This is a genomic window from Erwinia sp. Leaf53, from assembly GCF_001422605.1.
Taxonomy (GTDB): Bacteria; Pseudomonadota; Gammaproteobacteria; order Enterobacterales; family Enterobacteriaceae; genus Erwinia.
The window spans coordinates 14250-32549 of record NZ_LMLK01000012.1 but is presented as its reverse complement, the minus strand read 5'-3'; the positions used below and the strand labels follow the sequence as shown (position 1 = coordinate 32549).

Annotated in this window: 13 protein-coding genes and 1 riboswitch; of the genes, 6 read left to right on the top strand and 7 right to left on the bottom strand. The window is 59.3% G+C overall.

Going from position 1 to position 18300, the window contains the following annotated elements; all coding sequences use genetic code 11:
* Positions 1-59: 59 nt before the first annotated feature.
* From ASF13_RS08945 to pgi, 5 genes are all read right to left on the bottom strand, one after another.
* The gene (locus tag ASF13_RS08945; RefSeq protein ID WP_056235036.1) at positions 60-2153 is read right to left on the bottom strand and encodes a YjbH domain-containing protein; all 2094 of its coding nucleotides are present in this window, start codon (positions 2151-2153) and stop codon (positions 60-62) included.
* Entirely contained in the window at positions 2153-2908 is a 756-nt protein-coding gene (locus ASF13_RS08940; protein WP_056235033.1) for a capsule biosynthesis GfcC D2 domain-containing protein, read from the bottom strand. The genes ASF13_RS08945 and ASF13_RS08940 overlap by 1 nt, the downstream gene beginning before the upstream one ends.
* The gene (locus tag ASF13_RS08935; protein ID WP_056235031.1) at positions 2905-3552 is read right to left on the bottom strand and encodes a YjbF family lipoprotein; all 648 of its coding nucleotides are present in this window, start codon (positions 3550-3552) and stop codon (positions 2905-2907) included. Before ASF13_RS08935 ends, ASF13_RS08940 begins: the two co-directional genes overlap by 4 nt.
* A gap of 75 nt (positions 3553-3627) precedes the next feature.
* Positions 3628-3867 carry an exopolysaccharide production protein YjbE gene (gene yjbE, locus ASF13_RS23430; protein ID WP_072166337.1) on the bottom strand — a complete coding sequence of 80 codons (240 nt, stop codon included), beginning with the start codon at positions 3865-3867 and terminating at the stop codon, positions 3628-3630.
* A 526-nt stretch (positions 3868-4393) separates the two neighbouring features.
* Positions 4394-6040, bottom strand: a complete 1647-nt coding sequence (gene pgi, locus ASF13_RS08930) for a glucose-6-phosphate isomerase (protein WP_056235028.1) — start codon at positions 6038-6040, stop codon at positions 4394-4396.
* 373 nt (positions 6041-6413) lie between these two features.
* Positions 6414-6606, top strand: a riboswitch (Lysine riboswitch).
* 81 nt (positions 6607-6687) lie between these two features.
* On the opposite strand from pgi, the gene lysC reads away from it, so the two are divergent.
* The 5 genes from lysC (at position 6688) to ASF13_RS08910 (ending at position 11027) form a co-directional block, all read left to right on the top strand.
* Positions 6688-8040 carry a lysine-sensitive aspartokinase 3 gene (lysC, locus tag ASF13_RS08925; protein WP_056235025.1) on the top strand — a complete coding sequence of 451 codons (1353 nt, stop codon included), beginning with the start codon at positions 6688-6690 and terminating at the stop codon, positions 8038-8040.
* Positions 8041-8344: 304 nt separating this feature from the next.
* Positions 8345-9268, top strand: coding sequence for a ketopantoate/pantoate/pantothenate transporter PanS (gene panS / locus ASF13_RS08920; protein WP_056235022.1), 924 nt, complete (start codon positions 8345-8347; stop codon positions 9266-9268).
* An 86-nt stretch (positions 9269-9354) separates the two neighbouring features.
* Positions 9355-9480 carry a hypothetical protein gene (locus tag ASF13_RS25165; protein WP_255354426.1) on the top strand — a complete coding sequence of 42 codons (126 nt, stop codon included), beginning with the start codon at positions 9355-9357 and terminating at the stop codon, positions 9478-9480.
* A gap of 723 nt (positions 9481-10203) precedes the next feature.
* Complete coding sequence (locus ASF13_RS08915; protein ID WP_056235019.1) at positions 10204-10572, top strand: hypothetical protein; 369 nt, start codon at positions 10204-10206, stop codon at positions 10570-10572.
* Complete coding sequence (locus tag ASF13_RS08910) at positions 10572-11027, top strand: DUF3828 domain-containing protein (RefSeq protein WP_056235017.1); 456 nt, start codon at positions 10572-10574, stop codon at positions 11025-11027. Before ASF13_RS08915 ends, ASF13_RS08910 begins: the two co-directional genes overlap by 1 nt.
* 587 nt (positions 11028-11614) lie before the next feature.
* Here the strand turns inward: ASF13_RS08910 and ASF13_RS08905 are convergent.
* Both ASF13_RS08905 and metH read right to left on the bottom strand, forming a co-directional pair.
* Positions 11615-13249: a Na/Pi cotransporter family protein gene (locus tag ASF13_RS08905; protein WP_056235014.1), complete on the bottom strand. Its 1635-nt coding sequence runs from the start codon at positions 13247-13249 to the stop codon at positions 11615-11617.
* A 256-nt stretch (positions 13250-13505) separates the two neighbouring features.
* Positions 13506-17189: a methionine synthase gene (gene metH, locus ASF13_RS08900; protein WP_056235011.1), complete on the bottom strand. Its 3684-nt coding sequence runs from the start codon at positions 17187-17189 to the stop codon at positions 13506-13508.
* Positions 17190-17388: 199 nt separating this feature from the next.
* On the opposite strand from metH, the gene iclR reads away from it, so the two are divergent.
* The gene (gene iclR / locus ASF13_RS08895) at positions 17389-18222 is read left to right on the top strand and encodes a glyoxylate bypass operon transcriptional repressor IclR (protein ID WP_056235008.1); all 834 of its coding nucleotides are present in this window, start codon (positions 17389-17391) and stop codon (positions 18220-18222) included.
* Positions 18223-18300: the final 78 nt, after the last annotated feature.

Here is an 18300-nt window from a genome sequence, read left to right as displayed (position 1 = left end):
CAATAGCGGGGTCAGCGCCGGCCCGTACGGCTAACCGTGGCGGGCCGGCGCTGGCAGGATCAGCGGTAGTTAATATCGCGATCGCTGGTCAGGTCATAGAGGTTGTACTTACGACCCAGCTGCTGGCCACCGTCACGCGTCAGCGGTGTCCAGTTGATCTGGGCGCGGCCGCGGATCGGGTCGAGGCTGAACAGATCCATCGGGATGGAGACGTAGAACCCTTTGGTGAAGTCCCCTTCGCCATACTCTTCCGACGAGACGTTGGTTTTGGTGGCGTAGACGCCGACGGCCACGCCGCTGTCGAAGCGTTTGGAGACGTCAACGGTCACGCCCTTATCCTCCGCCAGATACTGCCCGACGCTGGCCTTGACCAGCACGCCCTCGAAGAACCACGGCTGCCAGTAACCGGTCAGATTGCCCACCTTGGCCTTGTAGTTGGTGAACTTCATCATGTTGTCCCAGTCACGCTGCTTAACGTAGTTGGCATCGACGCCAATCGCCCAGCTGGCGTCCAGCGGACGATAGAGCAGTTCACCGCCGACGCCGCCGTACATGGTCTCCAGATAACCACCGTACACCTGGCCGTAGAAATCACCGCCGAGGTGGCGCATGTAGTTGGCCTGCAGGTTGTTGACGTAGGCGTCGTTTTCCACGTACTCGCGGATGTGGGTACGCACCCGCGGCAGGCTCGAGTCGCCCGGCGCGCCGTCGTAGTTAAAGCGGTTGTAGTTGTTGGCCACGTTGACGAACACGCTGCCGTCAATCAGCAGGTGGTTGGTCAGCCAGTAGCTGGCGTTAGCCGACACGCCCACCTGGTACATGTAGAAGCTTTCCGGGCCGCCAACCGACTGGTTGAGCACCGGCGACAGGCTGTAGTCGAGGCGATCGCCGTCGATGTAGAAGCCCTGCTCGGCGTTCTCCGGCAGGTGCGGGTTGATACGCACCTGACGCAGCGTCTCTTCATGCCCCAGCGGATAGCCTTCCAGCTGGCGCTTCAGGCTGACAACGTCGGTTTCGGTGGTCACCTGCGGCATATTATTGCGGATCTCGGTGACGCGGATCTTCTCTACGCCTTCCGGCAGATGGTTGGCGAGAATCACGTTTGCGCGCTCCACGCCGCGAGCGGTGTCGCGGTATTTGGTCTGCTCACCACTTGCGTACAACGTGTCGCCTTTCACCTGAATGCGCGGCGCGTCGAAGCCGGCGTTGTATTTCAGGTCGGTCAGCTGCGCGGCGGTGGTGGTCGGCTCGAGGAACCGCTCCTGCGGCTGCGGGTTGTAAGCCGGTACCGGCTTATCACGCTGCACCTGGGTATTGTCGTTAAAGTTGGTGCGCAGGGTGAAGCCCGCCATAAAGGTGTTGCCACGCTCGTAGCTGACGTTGACGTCCGCCCAGTCGGTGACGCGGTAAATGGCTCCGACGTTGAACTTACTTTTCTGCTCCAGCTTGCCGGCAAAGTCACCCTGGTAATCGTTGCCTTCGTATTCGGCCTTCAGGCGCAGCGGCTGCCACGGCGTCTGGTATTCGATACCGCCGAAGATCGCAGCCGGACCGTGGAAGGCGTTGCTGATGCTGACCGACCCCGGCGTGCCGTTGCTGCCGTCACGGTAGCAGTATTTATCGCTGGCCCGGCAGAACGGGTTAGTCACGTTGCCGCTGTTGCCCAGGTAGCCAAAGCCCATGCCGAGGGTGAAGTCAAACGGCCCCCAGGCCTTGGTCGCCACCAGGTATTCACTGTCAAACAGGCCGGTACCGCCCAGATCGCGGGTGCCGACCGCCACTTCCGGCAGCCAGAAGCCCTCTTCCCACAGGCGCAGCTTGAGGTCAAACGCCTTGTCTTTGTAGCTCTGATTGCCGCTGAACTCTTCCGAGCCGCTGTATTGACGGGTACGGACGTCAGTGTAGCGCACGGTCGCTTCCAGCCACGGGAACAGCGCTACCGAAGCCGAGTAGAAGCGATACTGATCGTTGTTACGGTAGTTGAGGCTGAACTCGCCCTCTTTCGCCATCCGCGCGGTCGGCACCTGCATCAGGCCGACGCCGCCGAAGTCAGACTGTGACGGACCGACAGGTTCCGGGTAAGAAGCCGCCTGTGCCTGCAACGCGCAGGTGACAGAGAATGAGAGCAGGCTGAGAAGGTAACGTTTTTTCATCAGTCAGGGATCCGGTGCGTCAGAACAGATACGATCTGCTGGTTAAGATCGGCCAGGTCGCGCGGCAGCGTCCAGGAGGAGAAGCCTACAAAGATAATGCTGCCCGCGGCGGGCTCAACGTGGCGGCGGTTCCAGTAGGCGACCGGCACCTCGCTCACCTGCCCGTCCGGCGTTATCAGCTGCGCCGTATTGCGCTCCGCGCCGCGCACATGGTCACGCGGCTGCAGGTAGTCAGCCACGCTGCGCCCGGCCGCCCACGGCGTTGTTCCGGCACCGTCTACCGCACCGAACAGGGTCACGGAGGTCGGTTCGGCCAGGGTGTAGACGCTGTAGTCACCCACCAGCCGGCGGTTGGCGGAGGACGAGAGGCGAACCCGATCCGGATCGAGGGAGACCATCTGACGGCCGGTAACCTTCAGCGCGGCAACCTGCTGACGCACGTTCTCGACCACCGCGGCCTGGGCGGCATCATCATCGCCGCGCAGCGCATCACGCCAGCCCGCCAGGCGTGCCAGCAGCTGCTGCTGTTGCTGCAGCGCCACCGCAGTGGCCTGTTTTTCAGCAATGACCGTGCCGGGCCACCAGGTTTTCCCCTGTAGCGCCGGGCTGGCCACCAGCTGGGCGAGGTTAGCGGCGTGGCTGACCTGTGCGGTCTGCTGCTGGCCGGGATAAAACACCGTAACCTGGCTGTCGGCCAGGGCCTGCAGCGACAGCGAGGCCGCTATCCCTGCGCATAAAGCGATCAGTTTTTTCATGATTTTGCCGGCTTCAGGATAGTGGTGGTCACGGGAAGATAGTCTGCGCCAAGGTCTTGCTCAGTTTTACGCACCTGGCCGCTGGTGGTATCGATCCAGAAGGTATTGCGCCAGGACTTACCGTTGCTGGCCATAGAGACCTCTTCCTGCCAGACGCGGCAGGCGACCGGCTTCCCGGCTAACTGCAGCACCTCATCCTTCAGACGGGTAAAGCGCGAGACGGCTTCGCCGGCGCGCAGCTGGCCCTGTTCGGTCCAGCTCAGCGTTCGGGTCCAGCCGGCCCCCTCGGTCAGCTGCAGCGGGTTACGCAGCGGATCCTGCTGCAGGTTGCTGACCTGGTTCAGGTTGTCGCTCAGGCCCAGGGTTTTGATTACGCGGCCGTTCTGCGTCACCACCATCGCTTTATCGCTGGTGATCCACTTCTGCTGGCCGTTTTCATTGAAGCCCAGTACCACGAAAATTTGCTGACCGTCAGCGACACGCAAATACATGCTGGCATAAGGCAGCGCGTTAATGCGTTCAGCGGTCACCTGAATATCATCGGGGCCAAGGAAAGCCTGGGTCGCGGCGTCACTCAAGCCTTTTTGAGTGGCGGTACAGGCCTGTAACAGCAGGCAGATTAGCAGCAGAGGTAGGTTTCGCACCGGTTAGGATCCCTGAGCAAATAGGTGACGTAAAAAATAACCACACGGACGTGTGGTTATGTTTAAAAGTGATACTTAGCGGGTGGTGCTGGTGGTGGTAGTAGTGGTGGTTCCGGTATTAGAACCGTTACTGCCACCTGCTGCACCGACTGCAACGCCAGCAACAACGGCAACAACGCCGACGCCGATTGCGGTTGCAGCACCAGAAGACAGCGCGCCAGCTTCAACGCCAGCAGCGTCACCAGGTGCAGCAAACGCAGCAGAAGCACCCACTAAATACACAGAGGCTGCAGCAGCCCATAACAGTTTTTTCATTGCACTTTCCTTCATGAAATGAATGAACACCGGGGCCAGAATGGAACCCGGCACTCATAGTATGGGGAATAAAACTCCAGAAATCAGCGGACTAATAATAGTCGCTTTAGCCGGTCAGTTTCACTAATCCATGCTCAACAAACCGCTTTTTTGCACATTAAATTATGCAAAATAGCCATTTTACGAAACTTAATGCCAATTAAAGGCGGCAATAACACCCTGTTATGGTAAAAGCGCCTTAAATCAGATTAAGCACGACATGATGGTAATAATTAGTCATTTTTGCAAATAAAAGTTTATAAAATCATCCAGTTAAACTTTACATTAGCGGACATAACTAGAGATAAACGCGGGATATTTTCAAAAAAATCGGCGTAAAATGCGAGGAAAAAAAACGCATTTTAAGATTAATCCTAGAGAGGGGGCGCACAGTTTCCACACGCCGATGCTGGAAAAAACGAAAAAAGACGACTGTTAAAAAACCCCGGTTGCCCGGGGTGGTGATGCGGTTCTGCGATAAGCCCGATTAACGCCAGGACTTATAACGGTTAATCAGGCCGTTAGTTGAGCTGTCGTGGCTGGTTACCTCTGTACCATCGGCCAGTTCAGGCAGAATACGGTTCGCCAGCTGTTTGCCCAGCTCCACGCCCCACTGATCGAAGGTGAAGATGTTCAGAATCGCACCCTGAGTGAAAATCTTGTGCTCATACAGAGCAATTAACGCGCCGAGGCTGAACGGCGTCACGTCGCGCAGCAGGATCGAGTTGGTCGGACGGTTGCCTTCAAACACCTTGAACGGCGCCACGTGCTCAACGGCGCTGGCGGCCAGACCGGCATCGGCAAACTCTTTCTCCACCACGTCACGGCTCTTACCAAAGGCCAGCGCCTCGGTCTGCGCGAAGAAGTTGGACAGCAGCTTATTGTGATGGTCGCCCAGCTTGTTGTGGGTGATCGCCGGCGCGATAAAGTCGCACGGGATGAGCTTGGTGCCCTGGTGGATCAGCTGGTAGAACGCGTGCTGGCCGTTGGTGCCCGGCTCGCCCCAGATGATCGGGCCGGTCTGGTAATCCACCGGGTTGCCGTTACGGTCAACGTACTTGCCGTTAGACTCCATATTGCCCTGCTGGAAGTAGGCGGCAAAACGGTGCAGATACTGATCGTACGGCAGGATCGCTTCGGTTTCAGCACCGAAGAAGTTGTTGTACCAGATGCCGATCAGCGCCAGCAGCACCGGCAGGTTCTGCTCAGCCGGGGTATTGGCGAAGTGCTGATCCATCGCGTGTGCGCCGCTCAGCAGCTGCTCAAAGTTGTCATAACCGATGGAGAGCACGATCGACAGGCCAATCGCCGACCACAGCGAGTAGCGGCCGCCAACCCAGTCCCAGAACTCGAACATGTTGTCGGTATCGATACCGAACTCCGCCACCGCTTTGCCGTTGGTGGACAGCGCGGCGAAATGCTTCGCGACGTGCTGCTGGTCGCCGGCCGCTTTGAGGAACCAGTCGCGCGCGCTCAGGGCGTTGGTCATGGTCTCCTGGGTGGTGAAGGTTTTGGAGGCCACGAGGAACAGCGTGGTTTCCGGGCTTAGGTCCTTCAGCGTTTCGGCGATATGGGTGCCGTCCACGTTGGAGACGAAATGCATATTCAGGTGGTTTTTGTACGGGCGCAGCGCTTCGGTGGCCATAAACGGACCGAGATCCGAGCCGCCGATGCCGATATTCACCACATCGGTGATCGCTTTACCGGTATAGCCTTTCCAGTCACCGCTGATGATGCGCTCAGAGAAGCCCTTCATCTTTTCCAGCACCGCGTTGACTTCCGGCATCACGTCTTTGCCATCGACCAGGATTGGCGTGTTGCTGCGGTTACGCAGCGCAACGTGCAGTACCGCGCGATCTTCAGTGCGGTTGATCTTCTCACCGGAAAACATTGATTTGATTGCCGACTGCAGGTCAGTCTCTTTTGCCAGCGCCTGCAGCTTATCGAGGGTCTCGCGGGTGATACGGTTCTTGGAGTAGTCCACCAGGATCTGATCGTCGAAGGTGGCGGAGAACGCGGTGAAACGGGCGCTATCCTTAGCAAACAGGTCAGCAATTTGCACATCTTTCATCTGTTCAAAATGCTGCTGCAGATCCTGCCAGGCAGCGGTTTGTGTCGGATTGATATTTTTCATAGCAACACACTCTTTTTATTTAAGAATCGTAAATCAGCCGGACGACAGTGTACGCGTTCGTCGCGCGACGCTGACCTTTTCCTGTAACAGGCACGAGCTATCATTGCGGCGTCGTCCGGGCGGTATCGTTATGCTAACTGCGGATGATTCGCACTAATCGTTTCAGTATGACGGCATCAGGCTGAAAATTATAGTCCGTGATGTGCGCAGAAAAATTGATGTTTTCGCCCAGACGGGCGTTTTTTTTGCCGCTGGCGATTAGCAGCGGTAATACCGCCAGCCCCTTCAGGAATATCAGTAATCATCGGCCGACTGTCGTTGACAGCGGGGGGATAAACCGATATTTCTATGCGCCTGTTTGCGCACCCGTGCGCAACCTGGAAGAGGCGCGTCGCCCAGGCAGTGTGTTGGAGGAACCGTATCCAGCGAAGGCATATGATGGGGTGCGACGCCGAGGTATTACCCACGCGGAGTGGGACGTATCGACCACAGGGGCTGAATCCTCTGGGTTGTCACCGGAACGTCTGATGAACAGACGTTTTGCAAGGTGGGGCGCTTCCGGGTGACTCGTAGTTTCTACGTCTGACCCGTTCCTGCTCTCCCCCTTGTGCCAAGGCTGATGGAAAATATCCTGACACGAGGTAGTCATGTCTCAAAATCTGATCGTAGCGAAGTTTGGCGGCACCAGCGTGGCCGATTTTACCGCTATGAATCGCAGCGCCGATGTGGTGCTGTCCAACCCGGACGTGCGTCTGGTCGTTCTCTCCGCCTCTGCGGGTGTAACCAATCTTTTAGTGACGCTGGCTGAAGGTAAACAGCTGGAGGAACGCGCGTACCTGCTGGACGATATCCGCCGCATTCAGTACGCCATTATCGACTGCCTGCAAGAGCCCGGCGTAATCAGCGATGAGATCGACCGCATGCTGGAGAATATCGCCATGCTGGCCGAGGCCACCGCGCTGGCGACCTCCACCGCGCTGACCGACGAGCTGGTCAGCCACGGCGAATTGATGTCGACCCTGCTGTTCGTTGAAATCCTGCGCGAGCGCCAGGTTAACGCCGAGTGGTTTGACGTGCGTAAAGTGATGCGCACCAACGATCGTTTTGGCCGTGCCGAGCCGGAGATCGCTACCCTGTCGACGCTGGCGTCGACCCAGCTGCAGCCACGTATTGCCGAAGCGCTGGTGGTAACCCAGGGCTTTATCGGTAGCGAAGATAAAGGCCGCACCACCACCCTTGGCCGCGGCGGCAGCGACTACACCGCTGCCCTGCTCGGCGAAGCGCTGGGTGCCAGCCGTATTGATATCTGGACCGACGTACCGGGCATCTACACCACCGATCCGCGCGTGGTGTCTGCCGCCAAGCGTATCGATGAGATTACCTTTGAAGAAGCCGCTGAGATGGCCACCTTCGGAGCCAAAGTGCTGCACCCGGCGACCATTCTGCCGGCCGTGCGCAGCGATATTCCGGTGTTTGTCGGTTCGAGCAAAGACCCGTCCGCCGGCGGCACGCTGGTGTGCAATAAGGGCCAGAACCCGCCGCTGTTCCGCGCGCTGGCGCTGCGTCGTCGCCAGACGCTGCTGACCCTGCACAGCATGAACATGCTGCACGCGCGCGGGTTCCTTGCCGAGGTGTTCAATATCCTCGCGCGCCACAGTATCTCTGTGGACCTGATCACCACCTCAGAAGTGAGCGTGGCGCTGACGCTGGATACCACCGGGTCGACCTCGACCGGCGACAGTCTGCTGACTCAGGCGCTGCTGACCGAGCTGTCATCGCTGTGCCGGGTGGAAGTGGAAGAGAACCTGGCGCTGATCGCGCTGATCGGCAACAAACTCTCCCAGGCCTGCGGCGTAGGCAAAGAGGTGTTTGGCGTGCTGGAAGGGTTCAATCTGCGGATGATCTGCTACGGTGCCAGCAGCTATAACCTGTGCTTCCTGGTCCCAGGCCAGGACGCGGAGCAGGTGGTTCAGCGGCTGCACCGCAACCTGTTCGAGTAATCGGGTCACTGAGTCATCGCGAAACCGGGCCTGGCCCGGTTTTTTTACGCCCGGAATAAACAGGCGGTCTCTGGCCCGCGCCTCGCCCCGCGTTAGCCGATCGCACTGCTTTCACCGCACTGACTTAGCTTTTTCTGCTGATATTCACCGCAGGTTTGCTGCTTTTTCACCCCACTTTTAATGCTATGATCTGTTCCCGCCGTTTCTGGTAACGGCGCCGTCTGCTATGGCAAATTGGGTTTACCGTCTTACCTGCGGAGTTTACACGCGGGATACATACAACATGATAAAAGGAAGTCTGGCTATGCTCGCCACCGTAACGCGACTGTTCCCCCTGTGGGCGGTCCTGCTCTCTGCTGCCGCCTACTATACGCCGGATACCTTTACCGGCTTTGGTCCGTACGTCACTTATCTGCTGATGCTGATTATGTTCGGCATGGGCGTGACGCTGAATATTGATGATTTTAAGCGGGTGCTGACCCGTCCGGCACCGGTGATTGCCGGGACGTTTCTGCACTATCTGGTGATGCCGCTGGCCGCGTGGGCGCTGGCGAAGCTGTTTAATATGCCGCCGGATCTGTCGGCGGGGATGATTCTGGTCGGCAGCGTGGCCAGCGGTACCGCGTCGAACGTGATGATCTATCTGTCGAAGGGCGACGTGGCGCTGTCGGTGACCATCTCGTCCGTGTCGGCGCTGGTCGGCGTGTTTGCCACGCCGCTGTTAACCAAGTTCTACGTTGATACCCATATTCAGGTGGACGTGGTGGGGATGCTGTTGAGCATCGTGAAGATCGTGGTGGTGCCGATTAGCCTCGGGCTGGTGATCCACCATACGCTGAACGGCGTGGTGAAGCGCGTGGAGCCGTATCTGCCGGCGTTTTCAATGGTGTGTATTCTGCTGATTATCAGCGCGGTGGTGGCGGGCAGTCAGAGCCATATTGCCTCGGTGGGCCTGGTGGTGATTATTGCGGTGATGCTGCATAACGCGATTGGTCTGTTGGGCGGGTACTGGGGCGGTAAGCTGTTCGGTTTTGATGAGTCAACCTGCCGCACGCTGGCGCTGGAGGTGGGGATGCAGAACTCCGGTCTGGCGGCGACGCTGGGCAAGCTGTACTTTTCACCGCTGGCGGCGTTGCCGGGCGCACTGTTCTCGGTGTGGCACAATCTGTCCGGGTCGCTGCTGGCGGGGTACTGGTCGGGTAAAGAGATTAAGGACGAGAAGAAGTAGCTTTCTCTCTTCAGGAAGAAGCCGGGGCGGGATGCTCCGGCTTTTTTTTGGGCGTTGCTGCTAAACCGGAGCCTCTGGTTAGGGGCATGGCTGCTAAACCGGCGCCTGGCTTATCGGGGCTGGGGCTGGGGCTGGGGCTGGGGCTGGGGCTGGGGCTGGGGCTGGGGCTGGGGCTGGGCGCAGATGATGGGTTGAGTTGGGTGCTTTTCTGATGCTTTCGTGCTTCTGGTTAGGGGCGTTGCTGCTAAACCGGCGCCTGGCTTATCGGGGGATGATGCGGAACGCGGACACGCCGTAAACCCGTCCCTGGGGGCTTGGCATCGCCCATCCATGGGCGCTGACAGTCCGCTTATCCGCATCACCCCCCGATTGCCTTTTTGCGATTGAATCGCCTGCCTGACAATCTCATCATCATCTTTGCCATCATCTCTGAGTTCATCNTGCTTTCGTGCTTCTGGTTAGGGGCGTTGCTGCTAAACCGGMGCCTGGCTTATCGGGGGGTGATGCGGAACGCGGACACGCCGTAAACCCGTCCCTGGGGGCTTGGCATCGCCCATCCATGGGCGCTGACAGTCCGCTTATCCGCATCACCCCCCGATTGCCTTTTTGCTGATGTGTTGCTGTCAGCAGCGATCTGCTTTACCGCATCACCCCCCGATTGCCTTTTTGCTGATGTGTTGCTGCCAGCAGCGATCTGCTTTACCACATCACCCTCAGATTGCCTTTATGCTGATGTGTTGCTGTCAGAAGCGATCTGCTTATCCGCATCACCATCAGATTGCCTTTATGCTGATGTGTTGCTGCCAGCAGAGATCTGCATTACCGCATCATCCCCCGACAGCTTTTAGGCTGATTTATCACTGTATTACCAATAGCAAATACCCCCCTGCATGCAGTAATACTCTCTGTTCACAAACAGGGTTCAAGGAAGAGTTATGGGTTGGGATACGCTGGCAGCGTTACAGTTTATTCGTTCACACGCGAGTAGCACTTCTCACAATCGATGTGCTGAATATACCCGGCGTGCTGTAGAAGCCGGAGGGGTAAGGCTGGAACATCACGCGGATGCTAAAGACTATGGCCGCTCTCTGAAGCAGGCAGGTTTCATCGAAATTCAGCCAGGCATGAACCTTATCGCGGGGGATGTCGTGGTCATTCAGCCTTATTCTGGGGGCAATCCCAGCGGTCATATGGCGATGTTTGACGGACAACGCTGGTATTCTGATTTTCTTCAGCGAACGATGTATCCAGGGCCGGGATACCGTCAGCATCAACCTCCTTACCAGATATACAGGATGAACTAATGGTGCGTGTTTCTTTGTTAATTATCTCATTGCTGACGTCCACCTGTTACGCGGCCAGTCAGACTGCTGCACAGCAGGTGCAGGCGTTTTATACGATGTATCTGAATGCGTGGGTAGCAGATGAGACGCCCGACCTGCATTCATCTGAGATGCAGCAGTATGTGGCAGAGCAGACGCTGGATCGGCTGGCAGAGCTGCAAAGCAACCCGAACGATAATAATCTGGCATCGGATTATTTCACTTATACACAGGATTACGATCCGAGCTGGGTTGCCGCGTTGAAGGTTGGTAAAGCCGCTTTATCGCCGCCCTTTACGACCGTTGATGTCTGGTTAGGGATCGAGGGTGGCAGGCATCGGCACCTGCGTACCTGGCTGCAACAGGAGCAAGGGAGCTGGAAGATTGTGCGGGTGAAGGATATTGATAACAACTATCAGCAGCAGTTGGGCGAATAACGTTGTTTTATAATCAACTTTGGCAAAAATTCGTGTGAAGCTCAGGTGTGAAAAATGCAGTCAGGGAAGTAGCTGTAAGGGCGGTGCTTATGGTTATGGACTTTGCTGCTGGGGCTGGGGCTGGGGCTGGGGCTGGGCGCAGATGATGGGTTGAGTTGGGTACTTTTCTGGTGCTTTCGTGCTTCTGGCGGACACGCCGTAAACCCGTCCCTGGGGGCTTGGCATCGCCCATCCATGGGCGCTGACAGTCCGCTTATCCGCATCACCCCCCGATTGCCTTTTTGCGATTGAATCGCTTTATCGGCATTCAAGCTTTGGGGATCATATCGTTCCCGACGAGCTGAACACTGGAATTAGCAGCGAAGCCCTTAACAGCAACAATGCAGCCTAAAAGGGAGTCCGTTGGGGGACAGGTTAGCCGGGCGTACGGCGCACGGATGCGCCGTCCGAGCCCCCAGGGAAGGGTTCACGGCGACCCGATCGCCGGAATCAGCAGCGATGCCCTGGCAGCAAATAGGCCGCCGAACCAGGCACCTGAGTACAAAGCCACAGCCAGACAGGAAGTCCGTTGGGAGGCAGGTGACGATTTATCCCCGATCGTCATCGTTCTTGTCATCGTCCGGCTGCTCCAGCACGCTGTAGGCCACCGCGCAGAACAGCGAGTTCAGGCGTTTCATATCCCCCAGCAGGCCGAGATGCAGCGAGCTGGTCTCAATGCTCTGCACGTTCTGCTGGTGCAGCCTGTCCACGTGGGCGTGGGAGAAACGCCGGTTGGTGATGCGGAAACGGTGCTTGGCGCGGCGCAGCCGCCGGGCGCTGGTGATATCACGGGATAAAAATACCGACAGGCTGAGGCGCAGGTTACTGCCCAGCAGCTCCAGCTGCTCGTCCAGCTCCTGCAGCCCTTCCACGGAGAATGCCCGCCGCGCGGTCAGCGATTTACTCGCCACGTCGCCGCCCATACGTTCAAGAATATCGCCGGCCATCTCCAGGTTCAGCGCCATCTCGATAATCTCCGCCCAGCGGCGGGAATCCTCCTCGGCCAGATCCTCCTTCGGCATCTGCGCCAGATAGAGCTTGATGGCGGTATACAGCACGTCGACGTCATCATCCAGCTTGCGGATCTCGCGTTCCTGGCGTACTTCGCCGTGGATTACCTTACTGAACGACGCCAGCATCTGCTCCATAACGTCGCCCATCCGCAGCGTCTCGCGGGAGGCATTCGCCAGCGCCAGCGTCGGCGTATCCAGCGCGGAGGCATCGAGATGGCGCGGTTTCAGCCGCAGGTCGTTTTCCGGTTCTTCACGGATCAGCCGTTCGCACAGCGCCGCCATCGCGCCGGCAAACGGCACCATCGCCAGGCAGCGGATCAGGTTGTAGAACACGTGGAAGAAGATCACCAGCTCTTCATCATCCACCGGCAGCCGGTCCAGCCACGCCGCCAGCGGCTCAACGAACGGCAGCACGATCAGCAGGCCGATAAATTTAAACAGCAGGCTGCCCAGCGCCACCCGCTTGCCGGCGGCGTTGGCGGTACTGTTGTTAAGCATCGCCAGCAGCCCGCTGCCGAGGTTGGCCCCGATCACCAGGCACAGCGCCACCTTAAACGAGATCACCCCGGTGGCGGTCAGCGTGGCGGTGATCAGCACCGCCGCGAGGCTGGAGTAGCTGATAATGGCAAACACCGCGCCGATCAGCGCATCGAGCATCACGTCACCGGTCAGCGACGAGAAGATCACCTTCACCCCGGAGGCCTGGGTGATCGGCGTGGCGGCGGCGACGATCAGCTGCAGGGCCAGCAGGATCAGCCCCAGCCCGATAAACACCCGCCCCACCTGCCCGGCGCGGCTCTGTTTGCGCCCGAGGAAGAACACCACGCCGAAGAAGATAAACAGCGGCGACAGCCACGAAAGATCGAAAGTCAGGATGCGCGCCATCACCGCGGTACCGACGTCGGCACCGAGAATGATCACCAGCGCCGGGGTCAGCCCCACAAGGTTCTGGGCGACAAACGAAGTGACCAGCAGCGTGGTGGCGTTGCTGCTCTGCACCAGCGCGGTCACGCCGATACCGGCCATAAAGGCCATCGGTTTTTTGGCCACGCTGTGGCTCAGCACCCGGCGCAGGTCGGCGCCGTAGACGCGCATAATGCCGGTACGCACGATATGGGTACCCCACACCAGCAGCGCCACGGCGGATAATAAGTTCAACAGGGTTAACACCGTTCTTTTACCTCACTTCTGTGCTGCCGTCCGACCGACGGCACGTTTTCAATCATAAACCTTCAGGTGAAAGTTTAGCTGCTAAATCAAAAATCAGGTTTTTAATCAGCATGATATGTGTGAGTAAGGGGCAAATGCAGTAAGGATTTTGCTGAAAATGTGAGGGTTATCATAGCGGGCCAGGTGCAGCTCAGACGCGCGGTCGGCAGCCGTTTACGCAGGCTGCCGACCGAACTAGTGGAGTGCCGATGGTGGGTTAGTCAGCGTCATACCCGAGGTTCGGTGCCAGCCAGCGCTCGACCTCGCTGACCGGCATGCCTTTACGGCGGGCGTAATCTTCTACCTGATCGCGCTGCAGCTGGGCGACGGCGAAATATTTACTGTCAGGGTGGCTGAAGTACCAGCCGGAGACCGCCGCGCCGGGCCACATGGCGAAGGACTCGGTCAGCTTCATCCCTGTGCGGGCTTCCACGTCCAGCAACTGCCAGATGGTGGCCTTTTCGGTGTGTTCCGGGCAGGCCGGGTAGCCGGGTGCCGAGCGGATGCCCCGGTAGTTTTCGCGGATCAGCTCCTCGTTGCTCAGGCTCTCGTCCGGTGCGAAGCCCCAGATCGTCTTACGCACCTGCTCGTGCAGGTATTCGGCAAAGCCCTCCGCCAGGCGGTCTGCCAGCGCCTTAAGCATGATTTTGTTGTAGTCGTCGTGCTGCGCGTCGTACGCCGCGGCCAGCGCATCCTCTTCCAGGCCGCCGGTGACCGCAAAAGCCCCCAGGTAATCGGCTTTGCCGCTCGACTTCGGCGCAACAAAATCGGCCAGGCAGTAGTTCGGGAAGTCCGTTTTCTCTGTCTGCTGGCGTAAGTGATGACTCACTTGCAAAATTTCCGTGCGCGACTCGTCGGTGTAGATTTCGATATCGTCATCCACCCGGTTAGCCGGGAAAAGACCAACCACCCCACGCGGATTGAGCGTGCCGTCGCGGCTCAGCTGGTCGAGCATTGCGTTGGCATCGGCAAACAGCCGCTGCGCCTCTTCGCCCACCACCTCATCCTGCAGAATGCGCGGATACTTGCCGGCCAGCGACCAGGTCATAAAGAACGGCGTCCAGTCGATGTAGTGGCGCAGGGTTTCGATGTTAGCGCTCACTTCGCTGACGCCCTGCTGCCGGACAGGGGGTGGCGTGTAGTTTTCCCAGTCAATTTTCGTGTCGTTGGCGCGCGCCACAGCCAGGCTGACCGGCGGCGTGCGCGGCTTTTTGCGCGCGTGCTGGATGCGCACGGTGTCATACTCTTTGCGGGTGCGGGCAACAAACTCGTCGTGCTGGCCGGCAGAAAGCAGCGCGGAGACCACGCCCACCGTGCGCGAGGCGTTCTGCACGTAGACCGTCGGCCCGCTGTAGTTCTGCTCAATTTTTACCGCCGTATGCGCCTTCGAGGTGGTGGCTCCGCCGATCAGCAGCGGCAGGGTAAAGCCCTGGCGCTCCATCTCCTTCGCCACGTTGACCATCTCATCCAGCGACGGGGTGATCAGCCCGGAGAGGCCGATAATGTCGGCGTTGTGCTCGCGGGCGGTTTTGAGGATTTTCTCCCCCGGCACCATCACGCCGAGGTCGATAATTTCGTAGTTGTTACACTGCAGCACCACGCCAACGATGTTTTTACCGATGTCGTGTACGTCACCCTTCACCGTGGCGAGGACGATTTTACCGTTGGTGCTGCCCTTCTCTTTGCTGGCTTCAATATAGGGCTGCAGCCAGGCCACCGCCTGCTTCATCACGCGGGCCGATTTCACCACCTGCGGCAGGAACATTTTACCCTCACCGAACAGGTCACCGACCACGTTCATACCGGCCATCAGCGGGCCTTCGATCACTTCAATCGGCCGCGCAGCCTGCTGGCGGGCGGCTTCGGTGTCTTCTTCAATAAATTCGGTGATGCCCTTCACCAGCGAATACTCCAGCCGCTTCGCCACCTCCCAGCCGCGCCATTCGGCCTGCGGCCTGGTGCTGTCGTCGTCGCCCTTGCTGCCGCGGTATTTTTCCGCCAGCGCCAGCAGCCGTTCGGTGCCGTCGTCGCGGCGGTTCTGCACCACGTCCTCCACCGCTTCGCGCAGGTCGGCCGGCAGGTCGTCGTAGATCGCCAGCTGGCCGGCGTTAACGATGCCCATATCCATGCCGTTGCGGATGGCGTGATAGAGGAATACCGCGTGGATCGCCTCGCGCACCGGCTCGTTGCCGCGGAACGAGAACGAGACGTTGGAGACGCCGCCGGAGATCATCGCGTGCGGCAGTTCGCGTTTGATGTCCTCACAGGCGCCGATAAAGTCCACCGCGTAGTTGTTGTGCTCTTCAATGCCGGTGGCGACCGCGAAGATATTCGGGTCAAAGATGATGTCTTCCGGCGGGAAGCCCACCTGTTCGGTGAGAATGTTGTAGGCGCGGCGGCAGATCTCGATTTTGCGTTCGCGGGTGTCGGCCTGGCCGACCTCGTCAAAGGCCATCACCACCATCGCCGCGCCGTAGCGGCGCACCAGCCGCGCGTGGTGCAGGAACGGCTCAATGCCCTCTTTCATCGAGATCGAGTTGACGATGCCCTTGCCCTGGATGCACTGCAGGCCCTTCTCGATCACCTCCCACTTTGAGGAGTCGATCATAATCGGCACGCGGGCGATATCCGGCTCGCCGGCAATCAGGTTAAGAAAGCGCACCATCGCCGCTTCGGCGTCGAGCATCCCCTCATCCATGTTGATGTCGATGATCTGCGCGCCGCTCTGCACCTGCTGCAGCGCCACGTCCAGCGCTTCGTTGTACTTCTCTTCTTTGATCAGCCGCTTAAATCTGGCGGAGCCGGTGACGTTTGTGCGCTCGCCGACGTTAACGAACAGCGTTTCCGGGCTGATGGTCAGCGCTTCCAGCCCCGCCAGGCGGCAGGCGACCGGGATGGCCGGCAGCGGGCGCGGTGCCACGCCTTCCACCGCTCTGGCCATCGCCGCAATATGTTCCGGCGTGGTACCGCAGCAGCCGCCGACGATATTCAGGAAGCCCGCCCGCGCCCATTCGCCAATCTGCTCCGCCATGATGGCCGCGTCGAGATCGTATTCGCCAAAGGCGTTGGGCAGCCCGGCATTGGGGTGCGCGCTGACGTAACCTTCGGCAATACGCGACAGCTCGGCGACGTACTGGCGCAGTTCGTCCGGGCCCAGCGCACAGTTCAGGCCAAACGACAGCGGTTCAGCATGGCGCAGCGAGTTATAGAAGGCTTCGGTGGTCTGACCGGAGAGGGTACGGCCGGAGGCATCGGTAATGGTACCGGAGATCATCAGCGGCAGCGTCACGCCCAGCGCCTCAAACTCGCTCTGCACGGCGAAGATCGCCGCCTTGGCGTTGAGGGTGTCGAACACCGTTTCAATCATGATGATATCGCAACCGCCCTCGATCAGCGCCCGCGTTGATTCACGGTAGGCCTCCACCAGCTGGTTAAAGGTGACGTTACGGAAGGCGGGGTCGTTGACGTCCGGCGAGATCGAGCAGGTTCTGTTAGTGGGCCCTAACACACCGGCAACGTAGCGCGGGCGCTCGGGCGTTTTCGCCGTCCACGCATCGGCGCAGGCGCGGGCCAGCTGTGCGGCTACCCGGTTAATCTCCGCCGACAGCGATGCCATCTCATAGTCGGCCATGGCGATGGTGGTGGCGTTAAAGGTGTTGGTTTCGAGGATATCGGCACCCGCCGCGAGGTAGCCGTTATGGATATCGCGGATAATGTCGGGTTGGGTCAGCACCAGCAGATCGTTGTTGCCCTGCAGATCGCAGGGCCAGCCGGCGAAACGCGTACCGCGAAAATCGTCCTCCTGCAGCCTGTAGCTCTGGATCATGGTGCCCATACCGCCGTCCAGCAGCATAATGCGTTTTGCCAGCTGCTGATGCAGCGCTTCCGTCCTGTTGCTCACCGTTCCTGCCTCTTCGCCATCGCCTGCTGGCCCCAGCGCCAGTAAGCCATACTGGCACAACTTTTGTACGGGTAACAGCAATCGCAGTTGAGAGTTGTTCAGCTTGTGCCCTGCTGGTCAGACCTGATTCGTAGCCGTTGCATTATTAGCCAATAAAACGAAAATGATTTCCACAGGATGAAACGTTAAGGAGTTCGTTATGGCTACCCCCGTCGTGGCTAAACGCGGCAAAAAACCGCGCCAGACCACCGCGCAAGGACCTAATGCTACCGGTCAGGTGCAGTCGCTGACCCGTGGTCTGACGCTGCTGGAACTGATCGCCGAGTCCCACGGCAGCGTGGCGCTGACCGAACTGGCCCAGCAGGCCGGGCTGCCCAACTCCACCACCCACCGGCTGCTAAGCACCATGCAGCAGCAGGGCTTTGTGCGTCAGGTGGGCGATCTCGGGCTGTGGACCATCGGCGCGCACGCCTTTGTGGTCGGCAGCAGCTTCCTGCAGAGCCGCAACCTGCTGGCGCTGGTGCACCCGATGCTGCGCACGCTGATGGAGCAGTCGGGCGAAACCGTTAATCTGGCGGTGCTGGATCTCAGCGACCATCAGGCGGTGATCATCGATCAGGTGCAGTGTACCCAGCTGATGCGCATGTCGGCACCGATCGGCGGCAAGCTGCCGATGCACGCCTCCGGGGCCGGCAAGGCGTTTCTGGCCAACCTGAGCGAGCAGCAGGTGACCGGGCTGCTGCACCGCCAGGGGCTGCATCACTACACGCCAAAAACGCTGATGTCGCCGCACAGCCTGAAAGAAGATCTGGCGCGGGTGCGCAAAAGCGGCTACGCCTTTGATGATGAAGAGCACGCGCTCGGCCTGCGCTGCGTGGCGGCCTGCATCTACGACGAACACCATGAGCCCTTTGCCGCGCTGTCGATCTCCGGGCCGATCTCGCGCATCACCGATGACCGCGTCACCGAGATCGGCGCTCTGGTGATCAAGGCAGCGAAAGAGATCACCCGCGAATACGGCGGCGTGCGCTGATAAAAAAAATCGTCCCGGGCCGCGCCGTCACGGCGGCACCGGGAGCCTGCCCCACCTTACTTTCATCCTCTGGAGGAT